Below are 25,562 nucleotides of genomic sequence, written 5' to 3'. Positions count from 1 at the left end.
TTAAATATGAAGAAAACAGCACTGTATGATAAACATGTCTCTTTAGGAGCTAAAATCGTACCTTTTGCAGGTTTTGAAATGCCTGTACAATACTCTGGAGTTACTGAAGAACATTTTGCGGTGAGAGAGAAAGCAGGATTATTCGATGTTTCCCACATGGGACAATTTTTTATTGAAGGGCCAGGCGCTAAAGATCTTTTACAACTCGTTACAACAAACAATGTAAATGCTTTAGAAAATGGTAAGGCACAATATTCATGTCTTCCGAATGAAAATGGAGGAATTGTGGATGATCTTATTGTTTATAAAATGGAAGATGACAAATATTTCGTAGTGGTAAACGCTTCAAATATTGATAAAGACTGGAATCACATTTTAAAATATAACACTTTTGGAGCAAAAATGACCAATGCATCAGATGATATGTCATTACTTGCCATTCAAGGACCTAAAGCTACAGAAATTCTTCAAAAACTTACAGATATTAATCTTTCTCAAATTCCTTATTATAATTTTACAGTAGGAACAATTGCAGGAATAAACAATGTGATTATTTCCAATACCGGATATACGGGCAGTGGTGGGTTTGAAATTTATTTTAAAAACGAAGATGCTGTAAAACTTTGGGATGAGATAATAAATGCAGGAGAAAATGAAGGAATTATTCCTTGTGGATTAGCGGCAAGAGATACCTTAAGGCTTGAAAAAGGTTTTTGTCTATATGGGAATGATATTGATGATACAACCTCCCCTATCGAAGCCGGGCTAGGATGGATTACAAAATTTGATAAAGATTTTATATCTAAAAATACTTTCGCAAAACAAAAAGAAGAGGGAATTACTAAGAAGTTGGTAGGATTTGAACTTCAAGACAAAGGTGTTCCAAGACACGATTATCCTGTTGTAGATTCAGAAGGTAACATTATTGGAAAAGTAACTTCAGGAACTCAATCTCCTATGAAGAAAACAGGTGTAGGACTTGCGTATGTAGACAAACCTCATTTTAAATTAGATTCCGAGATTTTTATCCAGGTTAGAAATAAGAATATCCCTGCAAAAGTGGTAAAAACCCCTTTTGTATAAAATGTAATCAATACATTTATATATATTTATCATAAAACCGTAGTGAAAGCTACGGTTTTATTTGTTTATTATCTAAAAAATTGAGAAACCATGATAGCAACTCCCAGAAGAATTTCAACCCACATGATATTGACAAAATACTTTCCTGCTGAGCCTACTTTTATATAAGATAGTAATCTTCCCATTCCTGAAAACATAACTACAAATCCTAAAAAATAGATGAGAGTAGAATGCTCATGGATCGTGTAAACCACCCAAATTAATAAAAACCCCATACTAAAATAGATTCCACTAAGAAATCTCATTAAGTTATCCAAAACAGGAACAGGCGGATAGCCCTCAGGTAAAAAAGCCAAGGCTCCTTTTCTCAATAAATTTAGTCCTCCTAGTAAACATATCAGGGAAACCAATCCTAAAAGAATTTGTACTGTTATTTCCATTTTTTTGTGTTTTATTTTTTATTTAAACTAGTTTTAGAAATATCATTCTACATTCACCTTATCATATATACCTATTTAAGGTACATGCTGAAAACAATAATCATTCCCTATACGAGTATACCGTTTACATCTTGCTCCTGTTTTGGTTGTTCCTAAACATCGATTTCCTTCATCCACTCCATTTACTTTTTTAGTACTGGACATAAAGCTATAAGATGATTGTAATGAACGGGGTGGTTTACAAATTTTACAGGGTTGAAGACCTTGTTCAATGGCATTGCTTACATCAAGACTTGAAGATACATTTTTCACCATTCTACATGATGACAAATGATATTTTTGTCCAGAGGGTGTTTTGTAAACTTTTTGACCATCTACACTAAATGATATAAGAAATAATATGATTATTAAAGGTTTCACGTCTTCATTTCAAAAAATTTTTGCAAAGATTCTATATTTTTTTTATCATTTCCCACAAAAATCTCTTTATTTGTTAGGAAAACCGGACGTTTTAAAAATGTATAATGATCTAATAATAATTCTTTAAAGTCTTTCTCTTTTAAAGATTTTACATCCAGCCCTCTTGCTTTTATCTGAGTAGATTTTTTACTAAATAATGCTTCGTAAGACTTTGTTTTTTTATACATTTCATCAAGCTCTTCTTTCGTGATGGGCTCCTTTTTAATTTCCCGAACTTCCCAATCCGTAAGATCAAATTGCGCTAAAATTTTCCTACAAGTGTCACATGTATTCAGATAAAATACTTTATTCATTTTCATTCTATTACATTATTACTACTATCCCTAAATATAAGGTTTGTTTTTCAAAATTAGAAATTTAATCTAAATTTTGAAAATTAATAAATATCTTTATTTAAATTTTATAGAAATGGACAACAAACCAATTACGTTTCAATTTATTTCCGAACCATCAGATATCAACTATGGAGGTAACGTTCATGGAGGAAGTGTCATGAAATGGATTGATCAAGCCGGCTATGCTTGTGCGACAACTTGGAGCGGAAACTATTCGGTAACTGTATATGTAGGAGGCATTCGTTTTTATGAACCTATCAAAATCGGAGAAATTGTAAAGGTGGAAGCTCAAGTTGTATATACGGGCAACTCAAGTATGCATATTTCCATCAATGTTTTCTCAAGAAATTTAAAACAACCAAAATTTGAGAAGAAAACACATTGTATTATTGTTTTTGTCGCTGTTGACGAAAATGGCAAAAAGCTACTGGTTCCCAAATGGACTCCGGAAACAGAAGAAGAAAAACAAAAAGAACAATATGCAATTCGTTTAATGGATCTCCGGAAACAAATTGAAGATGAGATGCGTCCTTTTCTATAAGAGGTAATACTTTCCTGATGTAAAGAAAATAGTATTATATAATATATTTTTTTAGAATAATGCTTATCTTTGGTAGGTATTCAAGGAAATGGTGTTCTTCCTTCTCCAACCGCTTTTTAAAAGCTGATGACGCCTGATTTAAGATTGTTTAATATAATTAATCAGGTAGACCTATGACTAAACACCAACGAACAGTGATCGCTAAAATTCAATTTCACTCAAGATTTTTTTTCAGAAAATTTCCTAGCTTTCCTTACATTATAAAATGGTTATTCATAGCCTTAATGATTGGATCACTTATCGGATCTGCTTCCGCTGCGTTTTTGCAGTCATTGGAATGGGTAACTCACTTTAGAGAAAGTCATATATGGCTTATTGCATTCTTACCTATAGCAGGTTTCCTAATAGGAACTTTATATCATTATCTGGGAAAAGATATTGAATCAGGAAATAATTTACTTATCGACACCATAGATAGTCCTACAAAAGTCATCCCTTTCAAAATGGCTCCTCTTGTATATTTAGGAACCATCACTACTCATCTTTTCGGAGGATCAGCGGGAAGAGAGGGCACAGCATTACAAATGGCAGGAGCAATTGCAGATCAATTTAGTAAGCCTCTCAAACTTAACCAAGAAGATAGGAAGGTATTAATTATTGCAGCTATTGCAGCGGGTTTTGGTTCTGTATTTGGCACTCCATTGGCAGGAGCTGTATTTGCTCTAGAAGTTTTTATGATAGGAAAGATTCGTTATCAAGCAATTTTCCCAGCATTTATTGCCTCAATTATTGCAGATTGGATAACCAATGTATGGCAAGTAAAGCATATCCATTATGCTATTAATTTTGTTCCAACTCTAGAACCTCTCCCCATATTATACAGTATTGTATCGGGTGCTGTTTTCGGTATTTGTGCAGCAAGTTTTAGTAAAGCAATTCATTGGGCGGGAAGTCAATTTAAAACAAAAATAAAGTATCCACCATTTCGCCCGTTTATTGGGGGGAGTATTGTAGCTATTGCTGTTTTTGCAATAGGAACAACTAAGTATATTGGTTTGGGCATTCCTACAATCATAGACTCCTTTAAAACGCAAGTTGAGCTCTATGATTTTCTTTTGAAAATATGTTTTACTATTCTTACCCTATCTTCCGGATTTAAAGGCGGAGAAGTTACTCCTTTGTTTTTTATTGGTGCAACCCTAGGTAATGCCTTATCACTATTTATACCTCTCCCCTTCGATTTATTAACAGGCATGGGCTTTGTCGCTGTTTTTGCGGGCGCAACCAATACCCCAATCGCTTGCCTGTTTATGGGAATAGAATTATTTGGAGTCGATTGTGGAGTTTATATTGCTATTGCATGTATTGTTTCCTATCTTTTTTCCGGACATACTAGTATTTACAATAGACAAAAAATTGGAGAAGCCAAAAGTACACGATATAAAACTCATCAGGATAAAACAATTTCTGAGATAAAATAACCCTTAACATAACAAAAACCTACTGAAATCAGTAAGTTTTTGCGTTTTAAATCTGGAAATGTTTATTTCAATTTGAAATAATTCATAATAACAGGATTATAGAAGGGTTGTGTCCATAATAGACAATTCTGTAAGATTCTGAAATAACTGAATTGAGAAATACATCCCAATAAAGCACTTCAGATTGTAATATATCTTATCTCTTCTACAATATTTTTATAAGATCTTCTCTTTCTATTTTTTAAACATAAAAGACGAATCATTTCATTTTAGCTGAAATCAAAGTTAAACAATTATTAATCATATCAAGCATAATTCAATATTAAATTTCAACACAATTTAATTATTTAATAGAATAATTAACTACAATCTCATTTTTAATAAAAATAAACGCAGATAAATAATTGTATTTTTTATAATTAATCTTAAAAATAATATTTGATAAAGTTATTCTGTAAATTCTAAATCTTTATTGTGAGTTTCCGAGATAGTCAGAGAGGAATAAAAAGCCACCCCAAATACAAAGAATCCAACGAATGCAGCACTCATAATTACAGAAAAATTATTTTTAAAAAAATCAAACGCAAAAATCATCGCAGGTACCAAACCTCTTACCATATTGGGTACTGTAGTTGCTGCTGTATTCCTAATATTAGTTCCAAATTGTTCTGCTGCTAACGTCACAAACATAGCCCAATAACCCGTTCCTAATCCTAACCAAACACAAAAAAGATAATATTTTGTCTCTGTATTTGTATTTCCAAAAAGCATCCACAAAACTCCAAATAAAGTAAAAAGCATCATATAGAAAATAGCCATTTTCCTCGATTTTAAAGCATGAGATATGAATCCACTCATGAGATCTCCTATAGATATACCTACATACGCCCACATAATAGCTTTGCCTGGGCTAATATTCTCAATCCCCATTTCAGGGGCAAATTGATTGGCCAACACAGCTAAAATTCCGATACAATACCACGTAGGTAACCCAATTGCTATGCATTTAAAATACCTAACAAATCGATCTTTATTTACAAAAAAAGACAAAAAGTTACCTTTAGATACGTTCGATTCCTCTATATTTTTATAAATCCCCGACTCTGAAACACTGATTCTTAAAAATAAAAGCAGAATCCCTAAAACTCCACCTATGATATAGGAAATATTCCACCCTCCTGATAGTTCTACTGTCAGTTGGGCAACAACGGCTCCCATTAAACCAAATCCCGCCACAACAGAAGTACCAATAGCTCTTAAGTTTTTAGGCAAACTTTCGGAAACTAAGGTAATCCCTGCTCCCAGCTCTCCTGCTAATCCAATTCCCGCTATAAATCTTAAGGCAGCATATTGATAAACAAGATTCGTTTTCGGAAAATAAGGTAAGAAACCACAAGCTATATTAGCTAATGAATAAACTAAAATAGAACCGAATAATACAGAAAGTCTGCCTTTCTTATCACCAAAAACGCCCCAAAAAATACCTCCTAATAATAATCCAATCATTTGACAATTAAGAATAAAAGTCCCCGCTATATCAGGATCTAATCCTAATGCTTTTAAACTGGGTATTCTTACAATTCCAAATAATAATAAATCATAAATATCAACAAAGTATCCTAGCGCCGAAATAATAACAGGAATAGAAAGGATGTGCTTCAATTTTGAAGACAAAGAGACATCATTCATTTGCATTTTAAATTTTGATAAAAATATAAAACCTTTCAATTTCTTGAAAGGTTTTTATTATAAAATATCTTTTAAATATTATCTGGCAATATTCACTGCTCTTGTTTCTCTAATCACCGTCACTTTTACTTGTCCGGGATATGTTAATTCATTTTGAATTTTCTCAGAGATGTCATAAGATAATTGCGAAGCAACTTCATCATTTACTTTCCCACTTTCCACCATAACTCTCAACTCTCTACCTGCTTGAATAGCATATGCACTGGATACTCCATCAAAACTTAAGGCAGCAGATTCTAAATCTTTTAATCTTTGAATATATGATTCCAATACTTGACGTCTTGCCCCTGGTCTTGCCCCTGAAATAGCATCAGCTACCTGAATAATAGGAGATAATAAAGATTTCATTTCAATTTCATCATGGTGGGCTCCAATGGCATTTACTACTTCAGGATTTTCCCCATATTTCTCTGCCCATTGCATTCCTAATAAGGCATGCGGTAATTCGGATTCTTGTTCCGGAACTTTCCCAATATCATGTAAAAGACCTGCTCTTTTAGCCAGCTTCACATTGAGTCCTAATTCAGCTGCCATTGTTGCTGCAATATTAGCCACTTCTCTAGAGTGTTGTAACAAATTTTGTCCATACGAAGAACGGTATTTCATTCGCCCTACAATCTTGATCAATTCAGGATGTAATCCATGAATACCTAATTCAATTATTGTTCTTTTCCCAACTTCTATAATCTCTTCTTCAATTTGCTTTCTTGTTTTTTCTACCACTTCTTCAATTCTCGCCGGGTGGATTCTTCCATCAGTAACCAATCGGTGAAGTGATAATCTGGCAATTTCTCTCCTTACTGGATCAAAACAAGAAAGAAGAATAGCCTCAGGAGTATCATCTACAATAATTTCAACACCAGTTATAGACTCCAATGCACGAATATTTCTACCTTCTCGTCCAATAATTCTACCTTTTACTTCATCAGATTCTATATTGAAAACAGACACAGAATTTTCAATTGCTTGCTCAGTTCCAATCCTTTGAATAGTCTGAATAACAATTTTTCTAGCTTCATTTTTAGCATTCATTTGAGCTTCCTCCATGATACTTTGAACATGTGCCTGAGCTCTTGTTTTAGCTTCAGCTCTCATTGTTTCTACCAATTCTGCCTTAGCTTCATCTGCCGTATAGTTAGAAATTTTCTCAAGAATTTCAATTTTTTTAGCCGTAGCTGTATCCAAATCCTGCTGTTTCTTTTCTAAACTTTCATTTTTCTTAGCATAATCTGCAATCTGTTTATCTAAATCTTTTTCAAGCTTTCCCGTCTTACTAAGTTCATCATTTAGCTTATGTTCTTTATCTTTTATCCTCTTCTCTACCTCTTGCATTTTCTTTTCGCGGACTTGAATATCTGCATCATGCTGGGTTTTTAATTCTAAAAATTTTTCTTTAGCTTGAAGATTCTTTTCTTTTTTTATGGATTCAGCTTGTACATTGGCTTTTTCTAGGAGGTTCTCAGCATTTTTCTTTGCATCATCTATAATAAATTTTGCCTTAGTATTCAGTGAGCTTTTAGAAAAAAGAATTCCTACTACGGCACCGATTACTAAGCAAATAACGCTTATAATAATAGCGGTTGTTGTCATATATCTTGAGTTTTAATTGTCTACAATATCTAAAAATAAAAAACCTACAATAATTCAGAGATTGAGAGTAAACTCCTAATCAACACGATTTGAACTGATTTCCACTTTCTGTAATCCGGGTAATCCGGCACGCCATTTAATGGACATTTGTTCGGTAATTGTTTAGCGTTGAGTTTACCTTTAATGTGTTAGAATTATTGTAGGCAGTCTTTTTGGGAAGAATTTATTTCCCAATTTCATTCAGCGATTGATTAATCTTAGCTAATCTTTCGTTGGAAGAATTTATTGTTCTTTCATACGTAAGAGATACAACTTCTGCATTGGTTCCTAATTTCAAGGCACACATAGCTAAAGCATCTTGTTTATCTCTTACATCAAAATTTTGTTCAAAATCTTTAATCATATTTTCGATCTGCTTCCCCACTTTACGCAAAGTTTCTTCCTCTGCTGCGGGTACATTCAGTGGATATACTCTTCCTGCAATATTGATGGTTATTCGCCTTACTTCCATTATAATCCACTGTTTTGAAGCTGAGCAATACAGAAATCAATTTCCTTTACCAATCTGTTAATATGATTCTTCATTAATCTATTGTGTTCAGGATTTCCTGATATTGCTGAATAAAGTTTTATATTTTTTTGTTCTTCTGCTAATACCTGATTTTTCTTTTTCTCTTCATCATATTTCCTCTTCAATTCTTCATGTTCAATATTTAATTCTGATAATTTTTCAGTAAGATTTTTATAGTTTTTTTGCAAAATTAAAATCTTTTTTTCCAGTTCTGAAAAATTGTTTTCTAAATCTTGAAGCATTTCAGGTTTTGTATATTCTAACTATTAGCAAAAATAGCAAAATATTGACACTAACAAAAATAAAACTACGCATATTTTGATATATCAAACAAAAAGGAGGCACTTCTATGCCTCCCATCAATATAAATTGTAGTTTTTTCACTAAATTATTCAAACTTAAGTACAAACATTACTGCTCTCGTCTGTAAAGTTGACATTGCTGCGGTCCAGTAAGGAGGTGTAGTTGCATTATCTGCCACAATCTCATTATTCATTATGAAAGTACCTCTAACAGCCGGGGTAAGCTTAAATTTACTGAAATAAAACTGAATCCCCATTTCTGCAGACCAAGCAAAATTATGGGTCGTAGATCTAAATACTTGTTGTAAATTATCATCAGTGGAACCTGAATTAGATTGAAGGTTAACAATATAATTTACCCCCGCAGCTATATACGGTCTTGAATTATACCATCTTTCTCCATGAAGCTCCAATAATACAGGGATATCGACCAACGTAGATTTGATATCTCTTACTTTATCTTTATCCGTAAGAGCAATAGGGGCAAAAGGGGCATTTGTTAAAGTTCCTGCCGCATATTGGTTATTGGATTGTGTATTAAAAGTCAATTGTCTCTGAGCAAATTGTAAACCTGGCTCTAATCTTAAATCCAAATAATCGTTTAGTCTCCATTTCCCAATAAGACCTGCTCCAAAACTGTAGCTTTCTTTAGATCTCACAAGATTTTGATTACCTTCTACTCCATATCTAGGATTTAGTACAATACGGTAATCTAGTCTATTGCCATTTAAATAAAACCCCCAACTGAACTTTTGCTCATCAAAATCTTCCAGCTTATCCATTCTGTTTCGGGTTCTAAATTGAGCATCTGCAAAAACTGCAATGTTAACTGAAGCTAAAACCAATATTCTTAATAAAAATTTATCCATAGGTTACTTTGTTGCTTTATAAATTGTGGCTATCCCTAAACTTAATTTTTTATATTCAACTTTTTTAAATCCTGTATCTAAAAGAATTTGTCTCATTTTTTCCCCATAAGGAAAAGCACTGACGGAATCCGGAAGATACGTATATGCCCTATTATCTTTAGAAACCAATCTACCGATGGCAGGCAATATATTTTTAAAATAAAACATATAAAATGGACCTAAAAACCCTTCCACCTTTGAAAACTCTAGTATATAAACACTTTTGTTATCTTTAACGACCCTTCTTAATTCCGCTAAACCCTTCGTAAGATTTTCAAAATTCCTTACTCCAAAAGCCACAGAAACTGCATCAAACCTATTATCCTCGAAAGGTAAATTTTCCGCATCTCCCTTTTGCATAGAAATTTTGCCGTCTAATTTAAGTTTTTTTATCTTAATAACGCCAACATTTAACATTTGTTGCGATAAATCCAAACCAATCACTTTTGCGCCGGTTCCTCTTTCTACAGCAATTGCTAAATCTCCTGTTCCCGTAGCTACATCCAGGATTTCTTTGGGGTTATCATCTTTCATCCATTTCACTAATTTATTTCTCCATAAAACATCAATTTTCATGGACAAAACATGATTCAAAAGATCATACTTTGGTGCAATACTGTCGAACATGTCCTCTACTTGGCTCTTTTTGGTAGCCTCTGAATTGTAGGGAGTAACTTGGTTAATATCTTTTGCCAAAATTTTAAAACTTGTAATATTCTTTATAATAATTAAGGTAATCCTGTTTTCTGAAAATCTTTGATCTTGATTCAACTTTCTGAATATTCTTAACGATTTTATCGTAATCTTCGTCTACATTATAATAAAAGTCTTCAGAATATAATTTATTGAAGTGTTTTGCGCCTCCATAATAAGAGGTACCATCAATCATGGTTTTATCAAGTGCCAAAAGTAAGGAATCTTTCTTGAGATTATATCCATAATATTGATCATTAATATAATAATCCTGATGGGCAATATTGATAAGTCCACGAATTTTACTTACTTCAAACGCTGAATCATAGAGAAACTTTCTATTTTGATCATAAACTTTGATGGAATTTCTCCCTTGACTCAAATGCAACGGAACCGTTTGTCCTGCTGCTATCACCCCTTCTTCACCCTCATTAATTTTATAATAATAGGTATTTGGAGTGGGATTATCTACTACGTAATAATTCTTTTTAGCCAAAAAAAGAAAATATATCCCAAAGGCAAATACAAATGCTACCACCGCAATACATAATCCTTTTAAGGATGGATTGTTTTTCATAAGACTGTAAAGTACAATTTTTGCAAATTTAATAATATTTTTAATTCTTCGTTATTAATATTAATTATTAACTTTGCATCTTTAAAAAAATTATATAGACGAATGCCGAATACGATCATTATTGGTTCTGGATCTTATATTCCTAATAGAGTTATTGGTAGAGATTATTTCATAGATTCTGAGTTCTATACAGATGAAGGTGAGAAAATAGACAAACCTACAGAAGAAGTTATTTCAAAATTTGTAGAAATTACAGAAATTGAAGAGCGTAGATATATTGAAGATGATCTTACCAACTCTCAAATTGGTTACGAAGCTTCAAAAATTGCCATTGAAGATGCTAAAGTAAATGCCGAAGAGCTAGATTACATTATTTATGCAAGTAATTTTGGAGAAGTAAATACAGATGGGCTTACTAACTTTATGCCCAATATGGCAGCAAGAGTAAAGAATCACTTAGGAATTAAAAACAGAAAATGTATCACTTATGATATGATTTTCGGTTGTCCGGGGTGGGTGGAAGCCATGATTTTAGCAGATAATTTAATTAAAGTCAAAGCTGCTAAAACAATTCTCGTTGTAGGAAGTGAAACCTTAAGTAGGGTAACAGATCCTTATGATCGAAATAAAATGATTTTTGCAGATGGTGCGGGAGCTGTAGTAGTACAAGCAACAGAGCAAGAAAATGTAGGAATTATTTCTCATAATACAATTTGTGACAATGGCCCTGAATTGGACTATTTAGTAAACGGCTGCTCTCTTAACAAAGAAGTCAACAAGGGTAAACTTTATATCAGAATGCTTGGAAGGAAAATTTATGAGTACGCTCTTAAGAATGTTCCTATAGCTATTAAAGAAACCATTGACGATGCAGGTCTTTCTATTGAAGATATCGACAAAATATTAATTCATCAAGCAAATGCTAAGATGGATTATGCTATGATTGAAAGACTTCATAAATTGTATAATATAAAAGATTATGATCACGCCATCTCTCCTATGACCATTCAATTGTTTGGTAATTCCTCTGTGGCAACAGTTCCTACTATGTATGATTTAATAATTAAAGGAAAAATGGAGGGTCAATCGTTTAAAGAAAAAGGTAACATTGTAATGACTTCAGTGGGAGCTGGAATGAACATCAATGCTATCGTTTATAAATTTCCTTAAATTAACGTATAATTTAATAAAAATAAAAAAGCACAGGGAAGTTTATTCTTTGTGCTTTTTTTACCCCCGATTATGCAAAGAAATTTTTTAATAATTACCGCCATCTTCTTATTTCTGGAAGTATATATTTATCAGGCTATAAGAACTTTAACCGACAGCTTATGGGTGAAATTAGGATATTGGATCATCACCCTGACTATATATGGAGTTTTTGCCTACGAAATGACTCACTATCAAAGATCTGATAGAAGCACCGTAAGAGCACAGATCATGATTTCATTGTTCTTAATCTTTATTTTACCTAAAGTTTTTATTGTACTATTCTTATTAATAGACGATATTTTTAGAGGATGGAGTTATTTAATAGGACTTACAAGACCTACAGAAAATTTTTTCCCTGAAAGAAGAAAGTTTTTAAGTTTGGTAGGATTAGGATTAGGAGGGGTCTTATCTGCTCTATTTATTGATGGAATCACATTTGGAAAATACCGTCATAAAGTAAGAAAGGTAAAAGTAAAACTACCAAATCTTCCGAAAAGTTTTAAAGGCTATAAAATTATCCAAATATCAGATGTTCACAGTGGAAGCTTTTCTGATCCGAGTAAATTGGAACATGCCATTGAACTCATCAATGAACAAAAACCGGACTTGGTTTTATTCACAGGAGATATGGTCAATAATGTGGCTGACGAATTTAAACCTTTTATTCCTTTATTTTCAAAAATTAAAGCTAAAGATGGAAAACTAGCAGTACTAGGGAATCATGATTATGGAGATTATGTGACATGGGGATCATTAGAAGAAAAAAAGAAAAATTTAGAGACTTTAATTGATTACGAAAAACAGGCTGGGTTTGATATGCTCCGAAACGAAAACAGAATTATCGAAAAAAATGGAGATAAATTATATATTCTTGGTGTAGAAAACTGGGGATTAAAACCATTTCCTCAATTTGGAAAGATCGATGAGGCATTAAAAAATGTTCCCAATTCTGCCACAAAAATTTTAATGAGCCATGACCCAACCCATTTTGATTATGTGGTGAAAAAGCACACTGGAAATATACATTTAACACTTTCAGGACACACACACGGAATGCAATTTGGATTGGATTTAAAAAATGTTAAATGGTCTCCCGTTCAATATCGTTATCCAAAATGGGCTGATTTATATGAAAGTGAAGGCAAATTATTATATGTAAATAGAGGTTTTGGTGTTTTAGGATATCCCGGGAGAGTGGGTGTTTTACCTGAAATTACACTTTTTGAATTAGGGTAACACCTTCTTGATCAAAAAATAATTTTTATATATAAATTTAAAAAATATAATCCTTCATACGAGAAGTAGCTAATTCCTTTTCATTAATCCATACAAGAAGAGCGTCTAATTTATCTTCTAGTTTTTTTCCGGAAGATAGCTTTCGATACAATGGAACTTTAAAATCATATGTACTAAAATCTGTAAACTGCCAAGAATTTAAATAAATTAAAACAAATTCATCTTTTTTTAACGTTTCGAAAACCATATTCTGATAATATTTCATGGGTAAAATTTGAAATATAAAATCATTATAAGGTAGTTGGCTATAAGGAGAAATACTTTCCGGAACAATGCTTAGCCCATCTTCTTCTTTAATTTCAGTATTTCTTTTGAGACGTTTAAAGGGAAAAAGAATATTGGAATTATCAATATTAGAAACATAATTAAACTCCAATGATTTTAGGCTTTCCTGTGATAGTTTAAAATCTTTTTGACGGATTCCTCTAATTTGTTTTTCCAAAAAATCTTGGGTTAGCTTTTTAGTTTCTTCAATTTCTTGAAGATTGGAATTGTTATTATAAAAAGCAATTTCATGACCTTTGTATGAAATTGCTTTTATTAAATTTTGAAGTTTTTGAGTGATTGAAACTTCCACAAAAAAACTTGCTTTTATATCGTGAATATCTAAAATTCTAAGAATTGCTCTGACATTATCTTCTGTAATTTTCAACCTTTCTTCATCAGAAATTTGTAGCCCATTTTTGGTTTCCGCTTCAATATTAATAATGTTGAAAGTCAATAATATCATTTAATTTTATTTAGAGTTATAGTATTAATTGTTTCCTAGTTTTATTTTGAGATTTTTAATCATATCTGTTGTCATTTCAGAAATACCAAAATCATATGTCAATCCCCAATCTTTTTTGGCTACAGAATCGTCAATTGAGGCAGGCCATGAATCTGCAATTGCTTGTCGAAAATCCGGTTTATAGTCAACTTCAAAAGAAGGAATCTCTTTCTTAATCTCTTCTGCCAATTCTTTTGGAGTAAAAGACATCCCACCTAAATTATAAGAACTACGAACAGTTATACTTTCCTTTGGAGCCTCCATTAACTTCAACGTTGCATTGATTGCATCATCCATATATAACATAGGCATCGCCGTATTCTCAGCAATAAAACTGGTATATTTCCCTTCTTCAATTGCTTCGTAGAAAATCTCTACGGCATAATCAGTTGTTCCTCCTCCCGCAGGAGTTTTCCAAGAAATTAATCCCGGATATCGAATACTTCTTACATCAACTCCATGTTTATCAAAATAATATTCGCACCATTTTTCTCCGGCCATTTTAGAAATTCCATATACTGTTGTAGGATTCAATACCACATCCTGGGCAACATTTTCTTTTGGAATACCTTTTCCAAATACGGCAATTGAACTGGGCCAAAAAATCTTATTTATAAGACCCTCTTTTGCCATTTCACAAAAATGAAGTAAGGGTTCAATATTTAATTTCCAAGCAAAGACGGGTTGTTTTTCGGATGTACCAGACAATAAAGATGCCAAATGATAAACAGTGGTAATATCATAATCTTTTATAACCTGTCTTACCAACTGGGTATTCGTAACATCCATTCTCTCATAATGCTCTGCTGAGGTGATTCCCTTCTGCCATCTATCTAGACCAGATGCAACCACATTTTCAGCTCCATGCATCTCAACAAGCCTATTGGTTAGTTCCGTACCAATCTGTCCTAAAGCACCTGTAATAAGTATTCTTTCCGTATCGGATTTCATTTTTAGATTTTTTAGATTTTTACAAAAGTAAAAAAATCATACTTATCACCATACAATAAGGTGTGTAAAAACACATCTTCTCTTAATTTGTAAAAAAATTATCCTAAAATTAAAATTTATTTTCCATCATTTTTTATTTATTTTAGCTTTATGAATGTATACCACTCCATACTAACAACAAAGATCAATAATGAATATATACTTGTCATTTAATTTTTTTAGTAAAGGAAAAAAATCGTTGTTACAGTCTTATAGAAAGTATTAGAAAATAGAAATATTATTTTTCAACCATTCCAACTTCGAATTAAAAATATATACATTTGTTTTCTAAATTATAGTGGTATGAAAAAAATGTATTTCGTTTCTCTGTTTCTAGCAGCTCAGTTCTCGTGGGCTCAGTTCACAGATATCAAGATTGTAAAAGAAGTCACCGTACAAAATAAAGGTGTTGTTGTTTCTGCTCATCCTTTAGCGAGTGAAGCCGGGGCCAAAATTCTCAAAATGGGAGGAAATGCTTATGATGCCATTATTTCAACTCAATATGCTTTAGCAGTAGTGTATCCTCAAGCCGGAAATATTGGTGGAGGTGGCTTTTTAGTGGGAGTAAAAAATAATGGTGAAAAGTTCACTATAGATTATCGCGAAACCGCGCCTGATAAAGCTTCTCATAACATGTATATCGACAAAAATGGAAAAGCCAATACTGATCTTTCTCAAAATGGAAGGTTAGCCGTAGGAATTCCAGGAAGTATTGCAGGTTTTTTTGCCACAGCAAAATATGGTAAACTTTCCATGGCTCAATTAATCCAGCCTGCTATTGATCTAGCTGAAAAAGGATTTGCGATTACAGCTCAAGAAGCCCAATTGTTAAATGCAAATAAAGAACACTTTCAGAAACACAACAAGTCTAGCATTGTTTTTGTAAAAAATACGCCATGGAAAGCCGGAGATCTCTTAATTCAAAAAGAATTGGCTGAAACGCTAAAGCGTATTCAGAAAAATGGATTAAAAGGATTTTATAATGGAAAGACTGCCGAGCTTTTGGTTGCAGAAATGCAAGCAGGAAATGGTATTATAAGCTTAGATGACCTAAACAATTATAAAGTTGCAGAGAGAAAAGCTCTTGAATTCGATTATAAAGGAAATCATATTGTTTCTATGCCTCTTCCTTCTAGTGGAGGAATTTTGTTAGCTCAAATGTTGAAAATGGCGAGCTATGAGAATCTGGAAAAATATCAACAGAACTCTACAAAAGCGGTTCAGATTATGGTAGAAGCAGAAAGAAGAGCCTATGCTGATAGAGCCGAATATATGGGTGATCCGGATTTTATTCAAGATAAAACTGACTATCTCATTTCTGATGAGTATTTAAAAAACAGATGGAAAAATTTCAATTTCAATAAAGCCACTCCAAGCTCTGAAGTGGGTACTATTATTTCACAACCTAAAGAATCCACAGAAACCACTCACATTTCAGTTATAGATAAAGACGGAAATGCAGCGGCTGTTACAACAACCCTGAACGGATTATATGGCAGTAAAGTAGTTGTTTCTGGAGCCGGATTCTTTTTGAATAATGAAATGGATGATTTCTCTATAAAGCCAGGAGTTCCCAATATGTTTGGTGCAGTAGGAGGTGAGGCTAATTCTATCCAGCCCCGTAAAAGAATGCTTTCTTCTATGACTCCCACTATAGTTTTAAAAAATGGAAAACCCTATATGGTAGTGGGAACTCCCGGAGGAACAACCATTCCTACCTCCGTGTATCAGTCCATTGTGAATGTCGTGGATTTTAAATTAAATGCAAATATGTCCATAAACACTCCAAAATTTCACCATCAATGGCTTCCTGAAAGCGTAGCTTTTGAAAAGAACTTTCCCGAAAACACCATAAAAGATTTAGAAACTTTAGGTTATAAAGCTGAAAAATGGAATCAAATTGGAAGAACTGAAATGATCCTCATTGATGATATAGGAAATATTCATGCCGTTGCTGATGGTCGTGGAGATGATTCTGTAGCGATAGAATAATAAGATTATTCTATATTTTCTAGACAATTAAATATACTATCTTATTTCTACTTAAATAATTACAGTGGGCCTATTAAATATTGAATAATACTCCATGATTTTTATCATATTTTTAGAGTAAATTTTCTTAAATTCGGCCCTTTAATCAAAAAACGTTCCGTTGAAAGCAAAAAAAATCCACCAACAACTTTACTTTCAAGTTATTATTGCTATTACAATAGGTATATTATTAGGCAATTATTATCCAGAATTAGGAGAAAAAATGAAACCATTAGGTGATGGTTTCATTAAATTGGTAAAAATGATTATCGCTCCTGTCATTTTTATTACCCTGACTTTAGGGATTGCTCATATGACTGACCTAAAAAAAGTAGGAAGGATTGCCATTAAAGCGATGATCTATTTCTTTACTTTTTCTACCTTGGCATTGATTATTGGACTCATAGTGGGAAATGTCTTACAACCAGGACGTGGATTAAATATAGACCCTTCTACTCTTTCCGGAGACATTTCAGAATACCAACAGAAGGCTCACGAATCCACATTGACAGGATTTGTCATGAATATAATTCCCGAAAGTTTATTTAGTCCTTTGGTGGGTGAAAATATTCTACAGGTTCTTTTAGTCGCTATTTTGATGGGAGTTGCATTGGTATTAACCAAAGAAAAAAGTCATAAAATAACCGAATTTTTACAAGATCTATCAGCCCCGATTTTTAAAATTGTCCATATGCTCATGAAGCTTGCACCTATTGGAGCTTTTGGGGCCATGGCATTTACTATAGGTAAATATGGATTACATTCTGTTTTAAATTTAATATTTTTAGTATGTACGTTTTACATCACGTCCATTTTATTTGTTATTTTGATATTGGGGGCCGTAGCATGGTATAATGGTTTTAGTATATTTAAGTTGATGTATTACCTTAAGGAAGAACTTCTTCTTGTCTTAGGGACAAGTTCATCAGAATCTGCACTTCCAGGAATGATGGAAAAACTTGAAAAAGCAGGCTGCTCTAAAACTATTGTAGGGCTAGTCGTTCCCACCGGATATTCATTTAATTTGGATGGAACCAATATTTACATGACTTTAGCATCTCTATTCATTGCTCAAGCATTAAATATTCACCTTCCCCTTGAAAAACAACTAGTGCTTTTGCTTGTGGCTATGCTAAGCTCAAAAGGAGCAGCAGGAGTTACGGGTGCCGGTTTTGTAACATTAGCCGCAACCTTAGCGGTTGTTCCTGAAATTCCAATAGCAGGAATGACACTGATTTTGGGGATCGATAAATTTATGAGTGAATGTCGTGCTCTAACTAATGTAATAGGAAATTCAGTAGCTACAATAGTCGTAGCCAATTGGGAAAAACAGTTAGATAAAACCCAACTGACTTTGTCTTTAAATCATCCGCAAGAAATTGAGAGAAAATTAGAAATTTAATTCTCAAACCCAATTTAAATCAAAATGTTCAGACTTGACGGTTGTACTTTTATATGAATTGGAGATTTTATTTTATTAAACTCTCCATCCAGATGCCAATTTTTAGTATTTACCTTAAATTCAACTTCTGAAACAGGGATATAAGTTATATAATCATCTGTTTTTAGCTTTTTGGTAAACATTCTAAATGCAAAAACAGGTGAATATCTTAAAGGAAATTTTTTGACCAATACTAGATCTACTAGGCCATCACTTTTACTAGCATGGGGAGCAATGTATGCATTGTTTCCAAACTGGCGGGTATTAGCCACATTAACCATCAGATACTTTCCATTATATTTTTGATATTCCTCAGTAAAAAATTTCAATTTGATAGGCTTATAATTAAAAAAAGTTTTTAAAGAAACTTTAATATAATTGGTAAATCCTCGGGTCGTTTTTTCAAATTCTTTCACCACTTTTCCATCGAACCCCGTTCCGGAAACGTTAATAGAAAGCTGACCATTTACTGTGAATGTATCAATTTTTCTAGATTTTTTAGTATTAATTTTTTCAATAAGCTCATCTAAATTTCTGTTGAATTGAGTCTCCGTGGAAAATCCATTCCCAGAACCCGCAGGAAAAATAGCAAGCACTTTATCTGTATTAATAAGGTTTCTGGCCACTGTAGAAATAGTACCATCTCCTCCTATTGCCACAAATATATCTATATTATCAAAGTGATTTCGGATAAAGTCATTAGTTCCCTCTATAGATTCTGAAATATAATACAAGGGGTTAACCACTTTATTTTTAAGTTCAGCAAGAAAAGGTTCATAGTTTTTTTTAGCCGAAAAAGGATTGATTATAAAAGCTATTTTTTCCATTACTACAAAAATAAAAAAATGCATTTTATATAAAGTATTTTTTAAATTAATTTACGAGCGTCTCCATAGTTTTTTGATAAAAAACAAAAAAAAACAATAATATGTAATGATTTTCGACACCCTACTTATATTTAACTCTTATATATAAAAATTAAACATCCCTAGCTATATTTTTCTATTATAAGGAAAGACTATTCATATGAATTATCTGATTTTATCGCAATTAAAAACACTAATAATCAATACTTTATAGCTAAAAATATTAATCCCCACCTATACAATATAATGATCATTATAGAGCAAATATTTCCTATAAATAAGAAACAAAATAAGCTATTTTCTCCCTATTTTTGGAAAGTATTCTTACACAAATAAAGTATAAGAAATAAATTTCTAAAATAGTTTACCCCAAGTAAATAAAGAAGTTAACTCGCATCAAAAAAATACTTACTCATGTAAGTATACTGTCCTTAAAAAATGAGAATCCTGCAAAAAACTACATAACTCAAAACATTCCCTATTTATCTTGGGCCACCTATTATACGATAAAAATAAAAAATATAATATGAAGAAAAAGGGCTCAGAACTTATTATTGCTTTATTTATTTGCTCATCGATGAGCTACGCTCAAAATAGTGAATCAATCTTGAGACAGCATATTAGGAATACATTTTCTTCCTATAAAAGATCAGATCTTTCCGAATATACTATTGATAATAAAGATTATTCAAAATCACTAAATGGGGAGGTTATTAAGATCCAACAAACTTATAATGGTTTGCCCATATTTAATGCCGTATCTACTGCACTCATAAAAGATAATAAAATAGCTTATTTCTCGGATGCTTTCGAAAAGGATTATAAACAAGCCGATCAAAATATTCCTAAGCTAAGTTCCAGCCAAGCTTTTGAAAAGGTAAGTGAAGGATTGAAACTAAAGAACAGCTCGGATTATACAATCTTGCAATTTCATGAAAATGACGCAGACAAAAATAAATTAATAACCAACCAACGATTAGTGTATCTAAAGCACAATCAGAGTTTAATACTATGTTATGAATTTTTAGTTCCAACAAAAGACAAATCAGATGCGTGGGATATTTTAATTAGTGCGGAAAATGGTAAAATCTTGCACAAATTAAGCTTAATGTCCTATTGCAATGTATCCTCGGACACCTATAAGCCAGACAATACATTTTTACAATTTCCTCAAAACAAAAACTATTATAATTCAACAAGTATCTTCCCTAGTTCTTATTCTATGTCCCCCGACAATGCATCATATAATATCTTTGCATTACCAATAGAAGCTCCTAATTTTGGTTCTCGTACCCATATATCCAATCCGTGGATATTATCTTCTTCTCCTGAAGGGTGGCATTCTGATGGAACTGATCACTATACAAATACTCAAGGAAATAATATAATTGCTTTTGCAACTAATGAAGCATTGAATAAATTTGCATTTGCAGAAGGCGGAAGTACAAGGAATTTTAACTTTCCTTTTGATGATAATGCTTCTACGGATGCTAATATGAATGCTGCTGTTGCCAATGCATTTTATAATACCAATATGGTACATGATATTCTTTATAAATTTGGTTTCACAGAAATAGCTAGGAATTTTCAGATAAATAATTTTGGTCTTGGAGGGGCGCAAAACGATCCTGTACTATGTCTTGTTATGCCCATCGTCACCAACACTTCATCATTTGTAAATTATCCTGATGGAAAAAGTGGTGAAATAGGACTACAATTATGGTCTGAACCTCATTATCTTTATTATCAAGCGCCTAGCAGTACGATGAACAGACGTGCCCGTACCCGAAAAGCTCCTTTTGGAAATCAATTGGATGCAACCGGAGTGAGTGGTAATGTTTTAATACCAAATGAAGTCGATGGTTGTACATCATTACCCATAGGATCTCTAAACAATGCAATAGGATTGATAAAGGCAGGAAATTGTACTGATGCAGTAAAAGTCAAAAATGCACAAAATGCAGGTGCCGTTGCCGTAGTAATATATCAAGCTTCAGATAACGAAGAGATAACGAGAATGACAGGAACTGATTCAACTATAACCATACCGTCAGTAAAAGTTCTTAATTCTGAAGGTGAGTACATAAAAAATTTACTGAATAGCACGGCGATAGTTAATATTACCTTAAAAAATGATCCTGCTTTGGAAAAAGAGAAATTTTTAGGTTTTGATAACGGTGTTGTTATTCACGAATATGCTCATGGATTATCAAATAGATTAACAGGTACTGGATATAGCTGTTTAGATCCAAATATTTCAGCAGAACAAATGGGGGAAGGCTGGTCTGATTTCTATGCCATGATGCTCACCAATAAGCCAGAGTATACGGAAGCAACAGCAAGAGGAATTGGAACATATTTGGCTAGCGAGCCAGTTACAGGAATAGGAGTAAGACCTGCAAAGTATTCAAGTAACTTTTCTATTAATAATTTTACTTACGGAAAAACCAATGGCATGCTAGTTAAAGATCGCCTAGGCAATCTAGTACCAGACATACACGGCATAGGTTTCATCTGGGCAACTATGCTATGGGACCTTCACTGGAAATATGCTGAAAAATATGGGTATTCTGCGGATCTTTTAGCCAATACTACGAATGGAAGTACAAAGGTTCTTCAGTTGATAACAGATGCCTTAAAACTACAACCGTGTAATCCTACATTCGTGGATGGAAGAAATGCAATTTTGGCCGCAGAGTTGGATACAACAGGAGGAGAAAATAAATGTCTCATTTGGGAGGTCTTCGCTAAACGGGGATTGGGAGTCAATGCTTCGGCAGGAGATAAAACCAATATAAATGACCAAGTAGAAGATTTTACTGTCCCTACCGATTGTAATACATTAGGAACAACAGAAGTAAAAACTATAAAGAATACAATTACTATCTATCCAAACCCTGCCAAAAATGAATTCAATATTATTTTTCCGACCCATACTATGGGGAAAGTAAATCTTGAAATTTATGATATGTCAGGAAAACTAGTAACTTCTGAAAATAAAATTTCTACTGATAGTAAGAAAACGATTTCCACAGAGAAATTAGTAAATGGAACCTATCTCGTGAAAGTAAAAGGGATTAACATTGATTCTACTTCAAAAATAATAGTAAAAAAATAATTGATCTAGAAATAAGCGAAATAAAATAAATCTAAATTTGCTTATTTTATGTATTTCAATAAAATTTCAAACAGCTTTTAATATTTAAATCCGAAGAAATTATTTTCTCCGGATTTTTCATTTATACAATCTTGTTAATTATTCTGAAACAGAACTTCAAAAGAAGTATTTTTTTATGTTTTTTGAAAGAAAAAAAATGAATATTTTAAGTGTTTACTGAATTTTCATTCTTTTTTTAAATTCAGGATTTAAACTTCCTTTTAGCTCCTCCCAAGAGATTGGAATTACAATATCCCCTGCAGCAAACGCAGCTATCTCGTAGGGACTATAATGAAAATACAGATTTTTGTCATCAAAATAAAAGCTATTATTTGCAGGAATTACATCTACCAAAAGCATCTCAGAATTTTTTACGGTTCCATTTTCATCGGTTGTTCCGCTGTTCATTTTATCAATATTCTTTTTCAATAATTCCTCTATTTTTCTTTCGGGCATAGAGGTAATATCTTTCAGTTCTAGTTTCTTATTATTTTTCAAATCAAAAACTCTTTCTGTAAAACTATAGTTATCATGTGCCCCTCCTTCATAAGTACTCCAGAAATATTGGATATGTAAATAATCATTTAAGTTTCCCTTCAATTTCATAGAGGTGTCTGTATACCACTGTTGTGAGAACTTAATATCGGAAAGCCAATCTTCAGAATCTTTCTTCGCGTTATTAAAATAATTATTTTTATTTTTCTCTGCTAAGCTCTTCAATCCATTCTTGGAAAAGTCATTAATATTTTTATTTTGAAAGTAGATACTATCTAATAATTTTTCATCCGTTATGGTTGGAAAAACCAACATCTTTGAGCTAAATTTTAATTTTAATGAATCACTCAGCGTGATTGAATCACTAACGCTCACTGAATCCACCATAAGCTTTTCAGGCTCTGATAATTCTGTATCTACAACTGTCACATCTTTTTCAGTTTTTTTACAAGCATAAAAAATAAAAAAGGTAGAGATAGTTAAAACAACGAGAGTTTTTTTCATATTTTTAATTTCCTATATAAAAGCAAAAACCATTCAAAAATGAATGGTTTTTATCATAATATTTATTTTTTTTAAGTCAATTACACAAAAAAATGTATATAATTGATTTGCAATAACTTATTTTTTTATCAAATTGATTACCTGATTTTCATTATTGGAAGCAACACCCCAGATTTGTTTGAATGCAGGATAATATTCTTTAGGATAATCGGTACTTGCTACCTTTGTTGTCGCAGTCACTTCAATTGTATTTCCCTTTTGCTCTGCTACATAACTGTATTCTATCTCTTTATCTTCCGTAACAATTTTTTTACTTTTTGGAAGTTCTTCAATAGTATATCCTTCAGGAAGTTCTAAAATAACTTTTTTAACTCTTGTATAAGGAGATAAAAAATCGATCGTATATTTTCTAGCCTCTGTTTGATCAAATTCATTGGAAGTTTTATTTAGGAAAAGCATAGGATTGATAATCATTTTTTTTCCTACTCGGTCTATCAGATTTTCAGAAGAAAAATTCATCGTACTTTCAAATTCACCTCCTTCAATTACCTTAGAATTTATATTGGTAAAATCTATAGCATAGCTATCCTGGTATTGTTTTTTATATTTTTCGTTATTCTCATCATAGATTTCCTTGTTATACATAGCAAAACTTCCGGTATCCTTATCTGAATATGTCCCTGAAATACTTCCATCGGCATTGATTTTTGCATTTGCCGTAAGATAAGTAAAACTTGGTTTTGAGTTCTCCATTGTGAGCTGCTGTGCCTTATCTTTCGATAGTAAAATCCCATACTTATTCCAATCTCTTGGCGGCAATTGATCCATTGAAGATTGTTTAGATGTAGCATCATAAAGGTGGTATGTCTCTGATATATTAATAACTGCTAATACAAAATTCATATTGGAAAGATTAGGAGTAACTAGATTTATCAACCCATTGTTTACTGTTGAAATCAGAAGAGGATCTGCTTTTATTCCCGCTTCACGAAACATGAGGACAAGTAATAGATTGATTTCCGCTCCATTTCCGGTTTTTGTTTCTAGAAGCTTTTTTAAACCGTATTCCGAATAAATTCCATATTCTTTATTCCAAGTAAAATTTTTCTGAACATAATTAAAAATAGCGTTTGCTTTTTCTATATCATTAGATAGGCCTGCAATACCTTCAGGCATAATATCCTTTGCTAGTTTTGTTTTCTTAAGTTCACCCCCAAAATCTTCATCATTATATAGTCTTTCTTTTATTTTATCCCAAGATGAAGTATATAGTTTTAACTGATTAATATTGGTAGAATGTAATTCAGCACTAATCTTTGTTCTATAGTTTCGGTCATTCTTAACAAATTTTTCAGCTTTAAATCCTTTTACATTTTCATATCCAAATTTATAAGTTTTATATTGAGTTCCATACATAAATTTATCCTCAATTAATTTATGTTTTGGAATAAGTGAACCTGTATAGTTTATATTATATGAAATATTTGCAGGATTATCTAAAACATACTCAGTATATAAAGATGGAGTGTTAGTTTCTACTACAATTTCAGGAATGGTATATAGAAAAGGAGAGGTTACCTCATACTGATATTCAAGTACAGAACCATTTTTCACATTAGGAAAAGCAAGCTTGGTAATATTAAGATATTTACTTTCTTTACTCTTATATTTAGAATTTTTCTCTACAGGAGTAGAACTTACCACCCCATTCTCTAGATTGTAAGTAATAGCTTTAACTTTAGCTAATTTCTCTTCAGTATTCCCATTTTTATAGAGGGGAATTTCTAAATTTAACCAATCTTCTGCTTTATCTTTATCATATATTTTAACTCGGTAAAAATATTTTTTAAGAAGAAACCCGGTTGTATAATCAATACTAAAGTGTGTTGATCTATATAAAACCTCCGCTGGAGCGCTTTCGTCTAGCAAAGATTTCTCCTTAGTAAGGTCTGCCTCATTAAACTTCGGTGGGGTTAAAAATTCATGCTTTTGAGCTCTTACAAAAAGTAAATGGAGAGTGCAAAAAATAAGAAGTAGTATTTTTTTCATAG

At 32.3% G+C, this 25,562-nt stretch carries 23 protein-coding genes and 1 riboswitch; of the genes, 8 read left to right on the top strand and 15 right to left on the bottom strand.

Going from position 1 to position 25,562, the window contains the following annotated elements:
* Nucleotides 1-6 precede the first annotated feature (6 nt).
* On the top strand, nucleotides 7-1,083 hold the full coding sequence (gene gcvT, locus CHRY9293_RS03755; protein WP_162031661.1) for a glycine cleavage system aminomethyltransferase GcvT: 1,077 nt from the start codon (nucleotides 7-9) through the stop codon (nucleotides 1,081-1,083).
* A 68-nt stretch (nucleotides 1,084-1,151) separates the two neighbouring features.
* Here the strand turns inward: gcvT and CHRY9293_RS03750 are convergent, their stop codons facing one another.
* The 3 genes from CHRY9293_RS03750 to CHRY9293_RS03740 form a co-directional block, all read right to left on the bottom strand.
* Entirely contained in the window at nucleotides 1,152-1,523 is a 372-nt protein-coding gene (locus CHRY9293_RS03750) for a DUF4345 domain-containing protein (RefSeq protein WP_162031660.1), read from the bottom strand.
* Nucleotides 1,524-1,598: 75 nt separating this feature from the next.
* Complete coding sequence (locus CHRY9293_RS03745) at nucleotides 1,599-1,943, bottom strand: hypothetical protein (protein ID WP_162031659.1); 345 nt, start codon at nucleotides 1,941-1,943, stop codon at nucleotides 1,599-1,601.
* Nucleotides 1,940-2,296 (bottom strand): arsenate reductase family protein, encoded by a 357-nt coding sequence (locus CHRY9293_RS03740; RefSeq protein WP_162031658.1) that lies wholly within the window; start codon nucleotides 2,294-2,296, stop codon nucleotides 1,940-1,942. Before CHRY9293_RS03740 ends, CHRY9293_RS03745 begins: the two co-directional genes overlap by 4 nt.
* A 115-nt stretch (nucleotides 2,297-2,411) precedes the next feature.
* On the opposite strand from CHRY9293_RS03740, the gene CHRY9293_RS03735 reads away from it, so the two are divergent.
* Both CHRY9293_RS03735 and CHRY9293_RS03730 read left to right on the top strand, forming a co-directional pair.
* Entirely contained in the window at nucleotides 2,412-2,879 is a 468-nt protein-coding gene (locus tag CHRY9293_RS03735; RefSeq protein ID WP_122546875.1) for an acyl-CoA thioesterase, read from the top strand.
* Nucleotides 2,880-2,954: 75 nt separating this feature from the next.
* A riboswitch (Fluoride riboswitch) is annotated at nucleotides 2,955-3,022 on the top strand.
* A gap of 30 nt (nucleotides 3,023-3,052) precedes the next feature.
* On the top strand, nucleotides 3,053-4,360 hold the full coding sequence (locus tag CHRY9293_RS03730) for a voltage-gated chloride channel family protein (protein ID WP_162031657.1): 1,308 nt from the start codon (nucleotides 3,053-3,055) through the stop codon (nucleotides 4,358-4,360).
* 447 nt (nucleotides 4,361-4,807) lie between these two features.
* Here CHRY9293_RS03730 and CHRY9293_RS03725 read toward each other — a convergent pair whose 3' ends face one another.
* From CHRY9293_RS03725 to CHRY9293_RS03695, 7 genes are all read right to left on the bottom strand, one after another.
* Entirely contained in the window at nucleotides 4,808-6,049 is a 1,242-nt protein-coding gene (locus CHRY9293_RS03725) for an MFS transporter (protein WP_162031754.1), read from the bottom strand.
* A 78-nt stretch (nucleotides 6,050-6,127) separates the two neighbouring features.
* Nucleotides 6,128-7,699 carry a ribonuclease Y gene (gene rny, locus CHRY9293_RS03720; RefSeq protein WP_122546873.1) on the bottom strand — a complete coding sequence of 524 codons (1,572 nt, stop codon included), beginning with the start codon at nucleotides 7,697-7,699 and terminating at the stop codon, nucleotides 6,128-6,130.
* A 223-nt stretch (nucleotides 7,700-7,922) separates the two neighbouring features.
* A complete protein-coding gene (locus CHRY9293_RS03715) occupies nucleotides 7,923-8,210 on the bottom strand; it encodes a cell division protein ZapA (RefSeq protein ID WP_122546872.1) in 288 nt (95 codons plus the stop codon).
* Nucleotides 8,210-8,512 carry a hypothetical protein gene (locus tag CHRY9293_RS03710; protein ID WP_162031656.1) on the bottom strand — a complete coding sequence of 101 codons (303 nt, stop codon included), beginning with the start codon at nucleotides 8,510-8,512 and terminating at the stop codon, nucleotides 8,210-8,212. Before CHRY9293_RS03710 ends, CHRY9293_RS03715 begins: the two co-directional genes overlap by 1 nt.
* A gap of 146 nt (nucleotides 8,513-8,658) precedes the next feature.
* Nucleotides 8,659-9,441 carry a type IX secretion/gliding motility protein PorT/SprT gene (porT, locus tag CHRY9293_RS03705; protein ID WP_162031655.1) on the bottom strand — a complete coding sequence of 261 codons (783 nt, stop codon included), beginning with the start codon at nucleotides 9,439-9,441 and terminating at the stop codon, nucleotides 8,659-8,661.
* A 3-nt stretch (nucleotides 9,442-9,444) separates the two neighbouring features.
* Nucleotides 9,445-10,176 carry a bifunctional demethylmenaquinone methyltransferase/2-methoxy-6-polyprenyl-1,4-benzoquinol methylase UbiE gene (ubiE, locus tag CHRY9293_RS03700; RefSeq protein ID WP_122546869.1) on the bottom strand — a complete coding sequence of 244 codons (732 nt, stop codon included), beginning with the start codon at nucleotides 10,174-10,176 and terminating at the stop codon, nucleotides 9,445-9,447.
* Between the two features lie 4 nt (nucleotides 10,177-10,180).
* The gene (locus CHRY9293_RS03695; protein ID WP_162031654.1) at nucleotides 10,181-10,750 is read right to left on the bottom strand and encodes a hypothetical protein; all 570 of its coding nucleotides are present in this window, start codon (nucleotides 10,748-10,750) and stop codon (nucleotides 10,181-10,183) included.
* A gap of 102 nt (nucleotides 10,751-10,852) precedes the next feature.
* On the opposite strand from CHRY9293_RS03695, the gene CHRY9293_RS03690 reads away from it, so the two are divergent.
* Nucleotides 10,853-11,920, top strand: coding sequence for a 3-oxoacyl-ACP synthase III family protein (locus CHRY9293_RS03690; protein ID WP_162031653.1), 1,068 nt, complete (start codon nucleotides 10,853-10,855; stop codon nucleotides 11,918-11,920).
* 72 nt (nucleotides 11,921-11,992) lie between these two features.
* A complete protein-coding gene (locus CHRY9293_RS03685; protein WP_162031652.1) occupies nucleotides 11,993-13,198 on the top strand; it encodes a metallophosphoesterase in 1,206 nt (401 codons plus the stop codon).
* Nucleotides 13,199-13,235: 37 nt separating this feature from the next.
* On the opposite strand, the gene CHRY9293_RS03680 is transcribed toward CHRY9293_RS03685, so the two are convergent.
* Together CHRY9293_RS03680 and CHRY9293_RS03675 are read right to left on the bottom strand one after the other, a co-directional pair.
* Nucleotides 13,236-13,988: a polysaccharide deacetylase family protein gene (locus tag CHRY9293_RS03680; protein WP_162031651.1), complete on the bottom strand. Its 753-nt coding sequence runs from the start codon at nucleotides 13,986-13,988 to the stop codon at nucleotides 13,236-13,238.
* Nucleotides 13,989-14,012: 24 nt separating this feature from the next.
* Nucleotides 14,013-14,978, bottom strand: coding sequence for an NAD-dependent epimerase/dehydratase family protein (locus CHRY9293_RS03675; RefSeq protein WP_162031650.1), 966 nt, complete (start codon nucleotides 14,976-14,978; stop codon nucleotides 14,013-14,015).
* A gap of 342 nt (nucleotides 14,979-15,320) precedes the next feature.
* Between CHRY9293_RS03675 and ggt the strand changes: the two genes are divergently transcribed.
* Both ggt and CHRY9293_RS03665 read left to right on the top strand, forming a co-directional pair.
* Nucleotides 15,321-17,009 (top strand): gamma-glutamyltransferase, encoded by a 1,689-nt coding sequence (ggt, locus tag CHRY9293_RS03670; protein ID WP_162031649.1) that lies wholly within the window; start codon nucleotides 15,321-15,323, stop codon nucleotides 17,007-17,009.
* Between the two features lie 160 nt (nucleotides 17,010-17,169).
* The gene (locus tag CHRY9293_RS03665; protein ID WP_162031648.1) at nucleotides 17,170-18,450 is read left to right on the top strand and encodes a dicarboxylate/amino acid:cation symporter; all 1,281 of its coding nucleotides are present in this window, start codon (nucleotides 17,170-17,172) and stop codon (nucleotides 18,448-18,450) included.
* Nucleotides 18,451-18,464: 14 nt separating this feature from the next.
* On the opposite strand, the gene CHRY9293_RS03660 is transcribed toward CHRY9293_RS03665, so the two are convergent.
* Entirely contained in the window at nucleotides 18,465-19,340 is an 876-nt protein-coding gene (locus CHRY9293_RS03660) for a diacylglycerol/lipid kinase family protein (protein WP_394351019.1), read from the bottom strand.
* A 541-nt stretch (nucleotides 19,341-19,881) separates the two neighbouring features.
* Between CHRY9293_RS03660 and CHRY9293_RS03655 the strand changes: the two genes are divergently transcribed.
* On the top strand, nucleotides 19,882-22,473 hold the full coding sequence (locus CHRY9293_RS03655; RefSeq protein ID WP_162031647.1) for a T9SS-dependent M36 family metallopeptidase: 2,592 nt from the start codon (nucleotides 19,882-19,884) through the stop codon (nucleotides 22,471-22,473).
* A gap of 213 nt (nucleotides 22,474-22,686) precedes the next feature.
* Here the strand turns inward: CHRY9293_RS03655 and CHRY9293_RS03650 are convergent, their stop codons facing one another.
* Complete coding sequence (locus CHRY9293_RS03650) at nucleotides 22,687-23,511, bottom strand: RsiV family protein (RefSeq protein ID WP_162031646.1); 825 nt, start codon at nucleotides 23,509-23,511, stop codon at nucleotides 22,687-22,689.
* A gap of 117 nt (nucleotides 23,512-23,628) precedes the next feature.
* The gene (locus CHRY9293_RS03645; protein WP_162031645.1) at nucleotides 23,629-25,560 is read right to left on the bottom strand and encodes a transglutaminase-like domain-containing protein; all 1,932 of its coding nucleotides are present in this window, start codon (nucleotides 25,558-25,560) and stop codon (nucleotides 23,629-23,631) included.
* Nucleotides 25,561-25,562: the final 2 nt, after the last annotated feature.

Source organism: Chryseobacterium potabilaquae (genome assembly GCF_902728265.1).
GTDB classification, from domain to species: Bacteria; Bacteroidota; Bacteroidia; order Flavobacteriales; family Weeksellaceae; genus Chryseobacterium; species Chryseobacterium potabilaquae.
Note: the sequence above shows the minus strand (reverse complement) of the source record. Positions and strands in the feature narration are given on the sequence as shown.

What these genes read in the sequence shown, in the direction of transcription:
- CHRY9293_RS03710 (WP_162031656.1), bottom strand. Translation starts at nt 8,512, where the DNA reads ATGCTTCAAGATTTAGAAAACAATTTTTCAGAACTGGAAAAAAAGATT.
- CHRY9293_RS03725 (WP_162031754.1), bottom strand. Translation starts at nt 6,049, where the DNA reads ATGAATGATGTCTCTTTGTCTTCAAAATTGAAGCACATCCTTTCTATT.
- CHRY9293_RS03740 (WP_162031658.1), bottom strand. Translation starts at nt 2,296, where the DNA reads ATGAATAAAGTATTTTATCTGAATACATGTGACACTTGTAGGAAAATT.
- CHRY9293_RS03685 (WP_162031652.1), top strand. Translation starts at nt 11,993, where the DNA reads ATGCAAAGAAATTTTTTAATAATTACCGCCATCTTCTTATTTCTGGAA.
- CHRY9293_RS03680 (WP_162031651.1), bottom strand. Translation starts at nt 13,988, where the DNA reads ATGATATTATTGACTTTCAACATTATTAATATTGAAGCGGAAACCAAA.
- CHRY9293_RS03695 (WP_162031654.1), bottom strand. Translation starts at nt 10,750, where the DNA reads ATGAAAAACAATCCATCCTTAAAAGGATTATGTATTGCGGTGGTAGCA.
- CHRY9293_RS03750 (WP_162031660.1), bottom strand. Translation starts at nt 1,523, where the DNA reads ATGGAAATAACAGTACAAATTCTTTTAGGATTGGTTTCCCTGATATGT.
- porT (WP_162031655.1), bottom strand. Translation starts at nt 9,441, where the DNA reads ATGGATAAATTTTTATTAAGAATATTGGTTTTAGCTTCAGTTAACATT.
- CHRY9293_RS03645 (WP_162031645.1), bottom strand. Translation starts at nt 25,560, where the DNA reads ATGAAAAAAATACTACTTCTTATTTTTTGCACTCTCCATTTACTTTTT.
- CHRY9293_RS03655 (WP_162031647.1), top strand. Translation starts at nt 19,882, where the DNA reads ATGAAGAAAAAGGGCTCAGAACTTATTATTGCTTTATTTATTTGCTCA.
- CHRY9293_RS03675 (WP_162031650.1), bottom strand. Translation starts at nt 14,978, where the DNA reads ATGAAATCCGATACGGAAAGAATACTTATTACAGGTGCTTTAGGACAG.
- CHRY9293_RS03730 (WP_162031657.1), top strand. Translation starts at nt 3,053, where the DNA reads ATGACTAAACACCAACGAACAGTGATCGCTAAAATTCAATTTCACTCA.
- CHRY9293_RS03660 (WP_394351019.1), bottom strand. Translation starts at nt 19,340, where the DNA reads ATGCATTTTTTTATTTTTGTAGTAATGGAAAAAATAGCTTTTATAATC.
- CHRY9293_RS03735 (WP_122546875.1), top strand. Translation starts at nt 2,412, where the DNA reads ATGGACAACAAACCAATTACGTTTCAATTTATTTCCGAACCATCAGAT.
- ggt (WP_162031649.1), top strand. Translation starts at nt 15,321, where the DNA reads ATGAAAAAAATGTATTTCGTTTCTCTGTTTCTAGCAGCTCAGTTCTCG.
- CHRY9293_RS03650 (WP_162031646.1), bottom strand. Translation starts at nt 23,511, where the DNA reads ATGAAAAAAACTCTCGTTGTTTTAACTATCTCTACCTTTTTTATTTTT.
- CHRY9293_RS03715 (WP_122546872.1), bottom strand. Translation starts at nt 8,210, where the DNA reads ATGGAAGTAAGGCGAATAACCATCAATATTGCAGGAAGAGTATATCCA.
- gcvT (WP_162031661.1), top strand. Translation starts at nt 7, where the DNA reads ATGAAGAAAACAGCACTGTATGATAAACATGTCTCTTTAGGAGCTAAA.
- CHRY9293_RS03690 (WP_162031653.1), top strand. Translation starts at nt 10,853, where the DNA reads ATGCCGAATACGATCATTATTGGTTCTGGATCTTATATTCCTAATAGA.
- rny (WP_122546873.1), bottom strand. Translation starts at nt 7,699, where the DNA reads ATGACAACAACCGCTATTATTATAAGCGTTATTTGCTTAGTAATCGGT.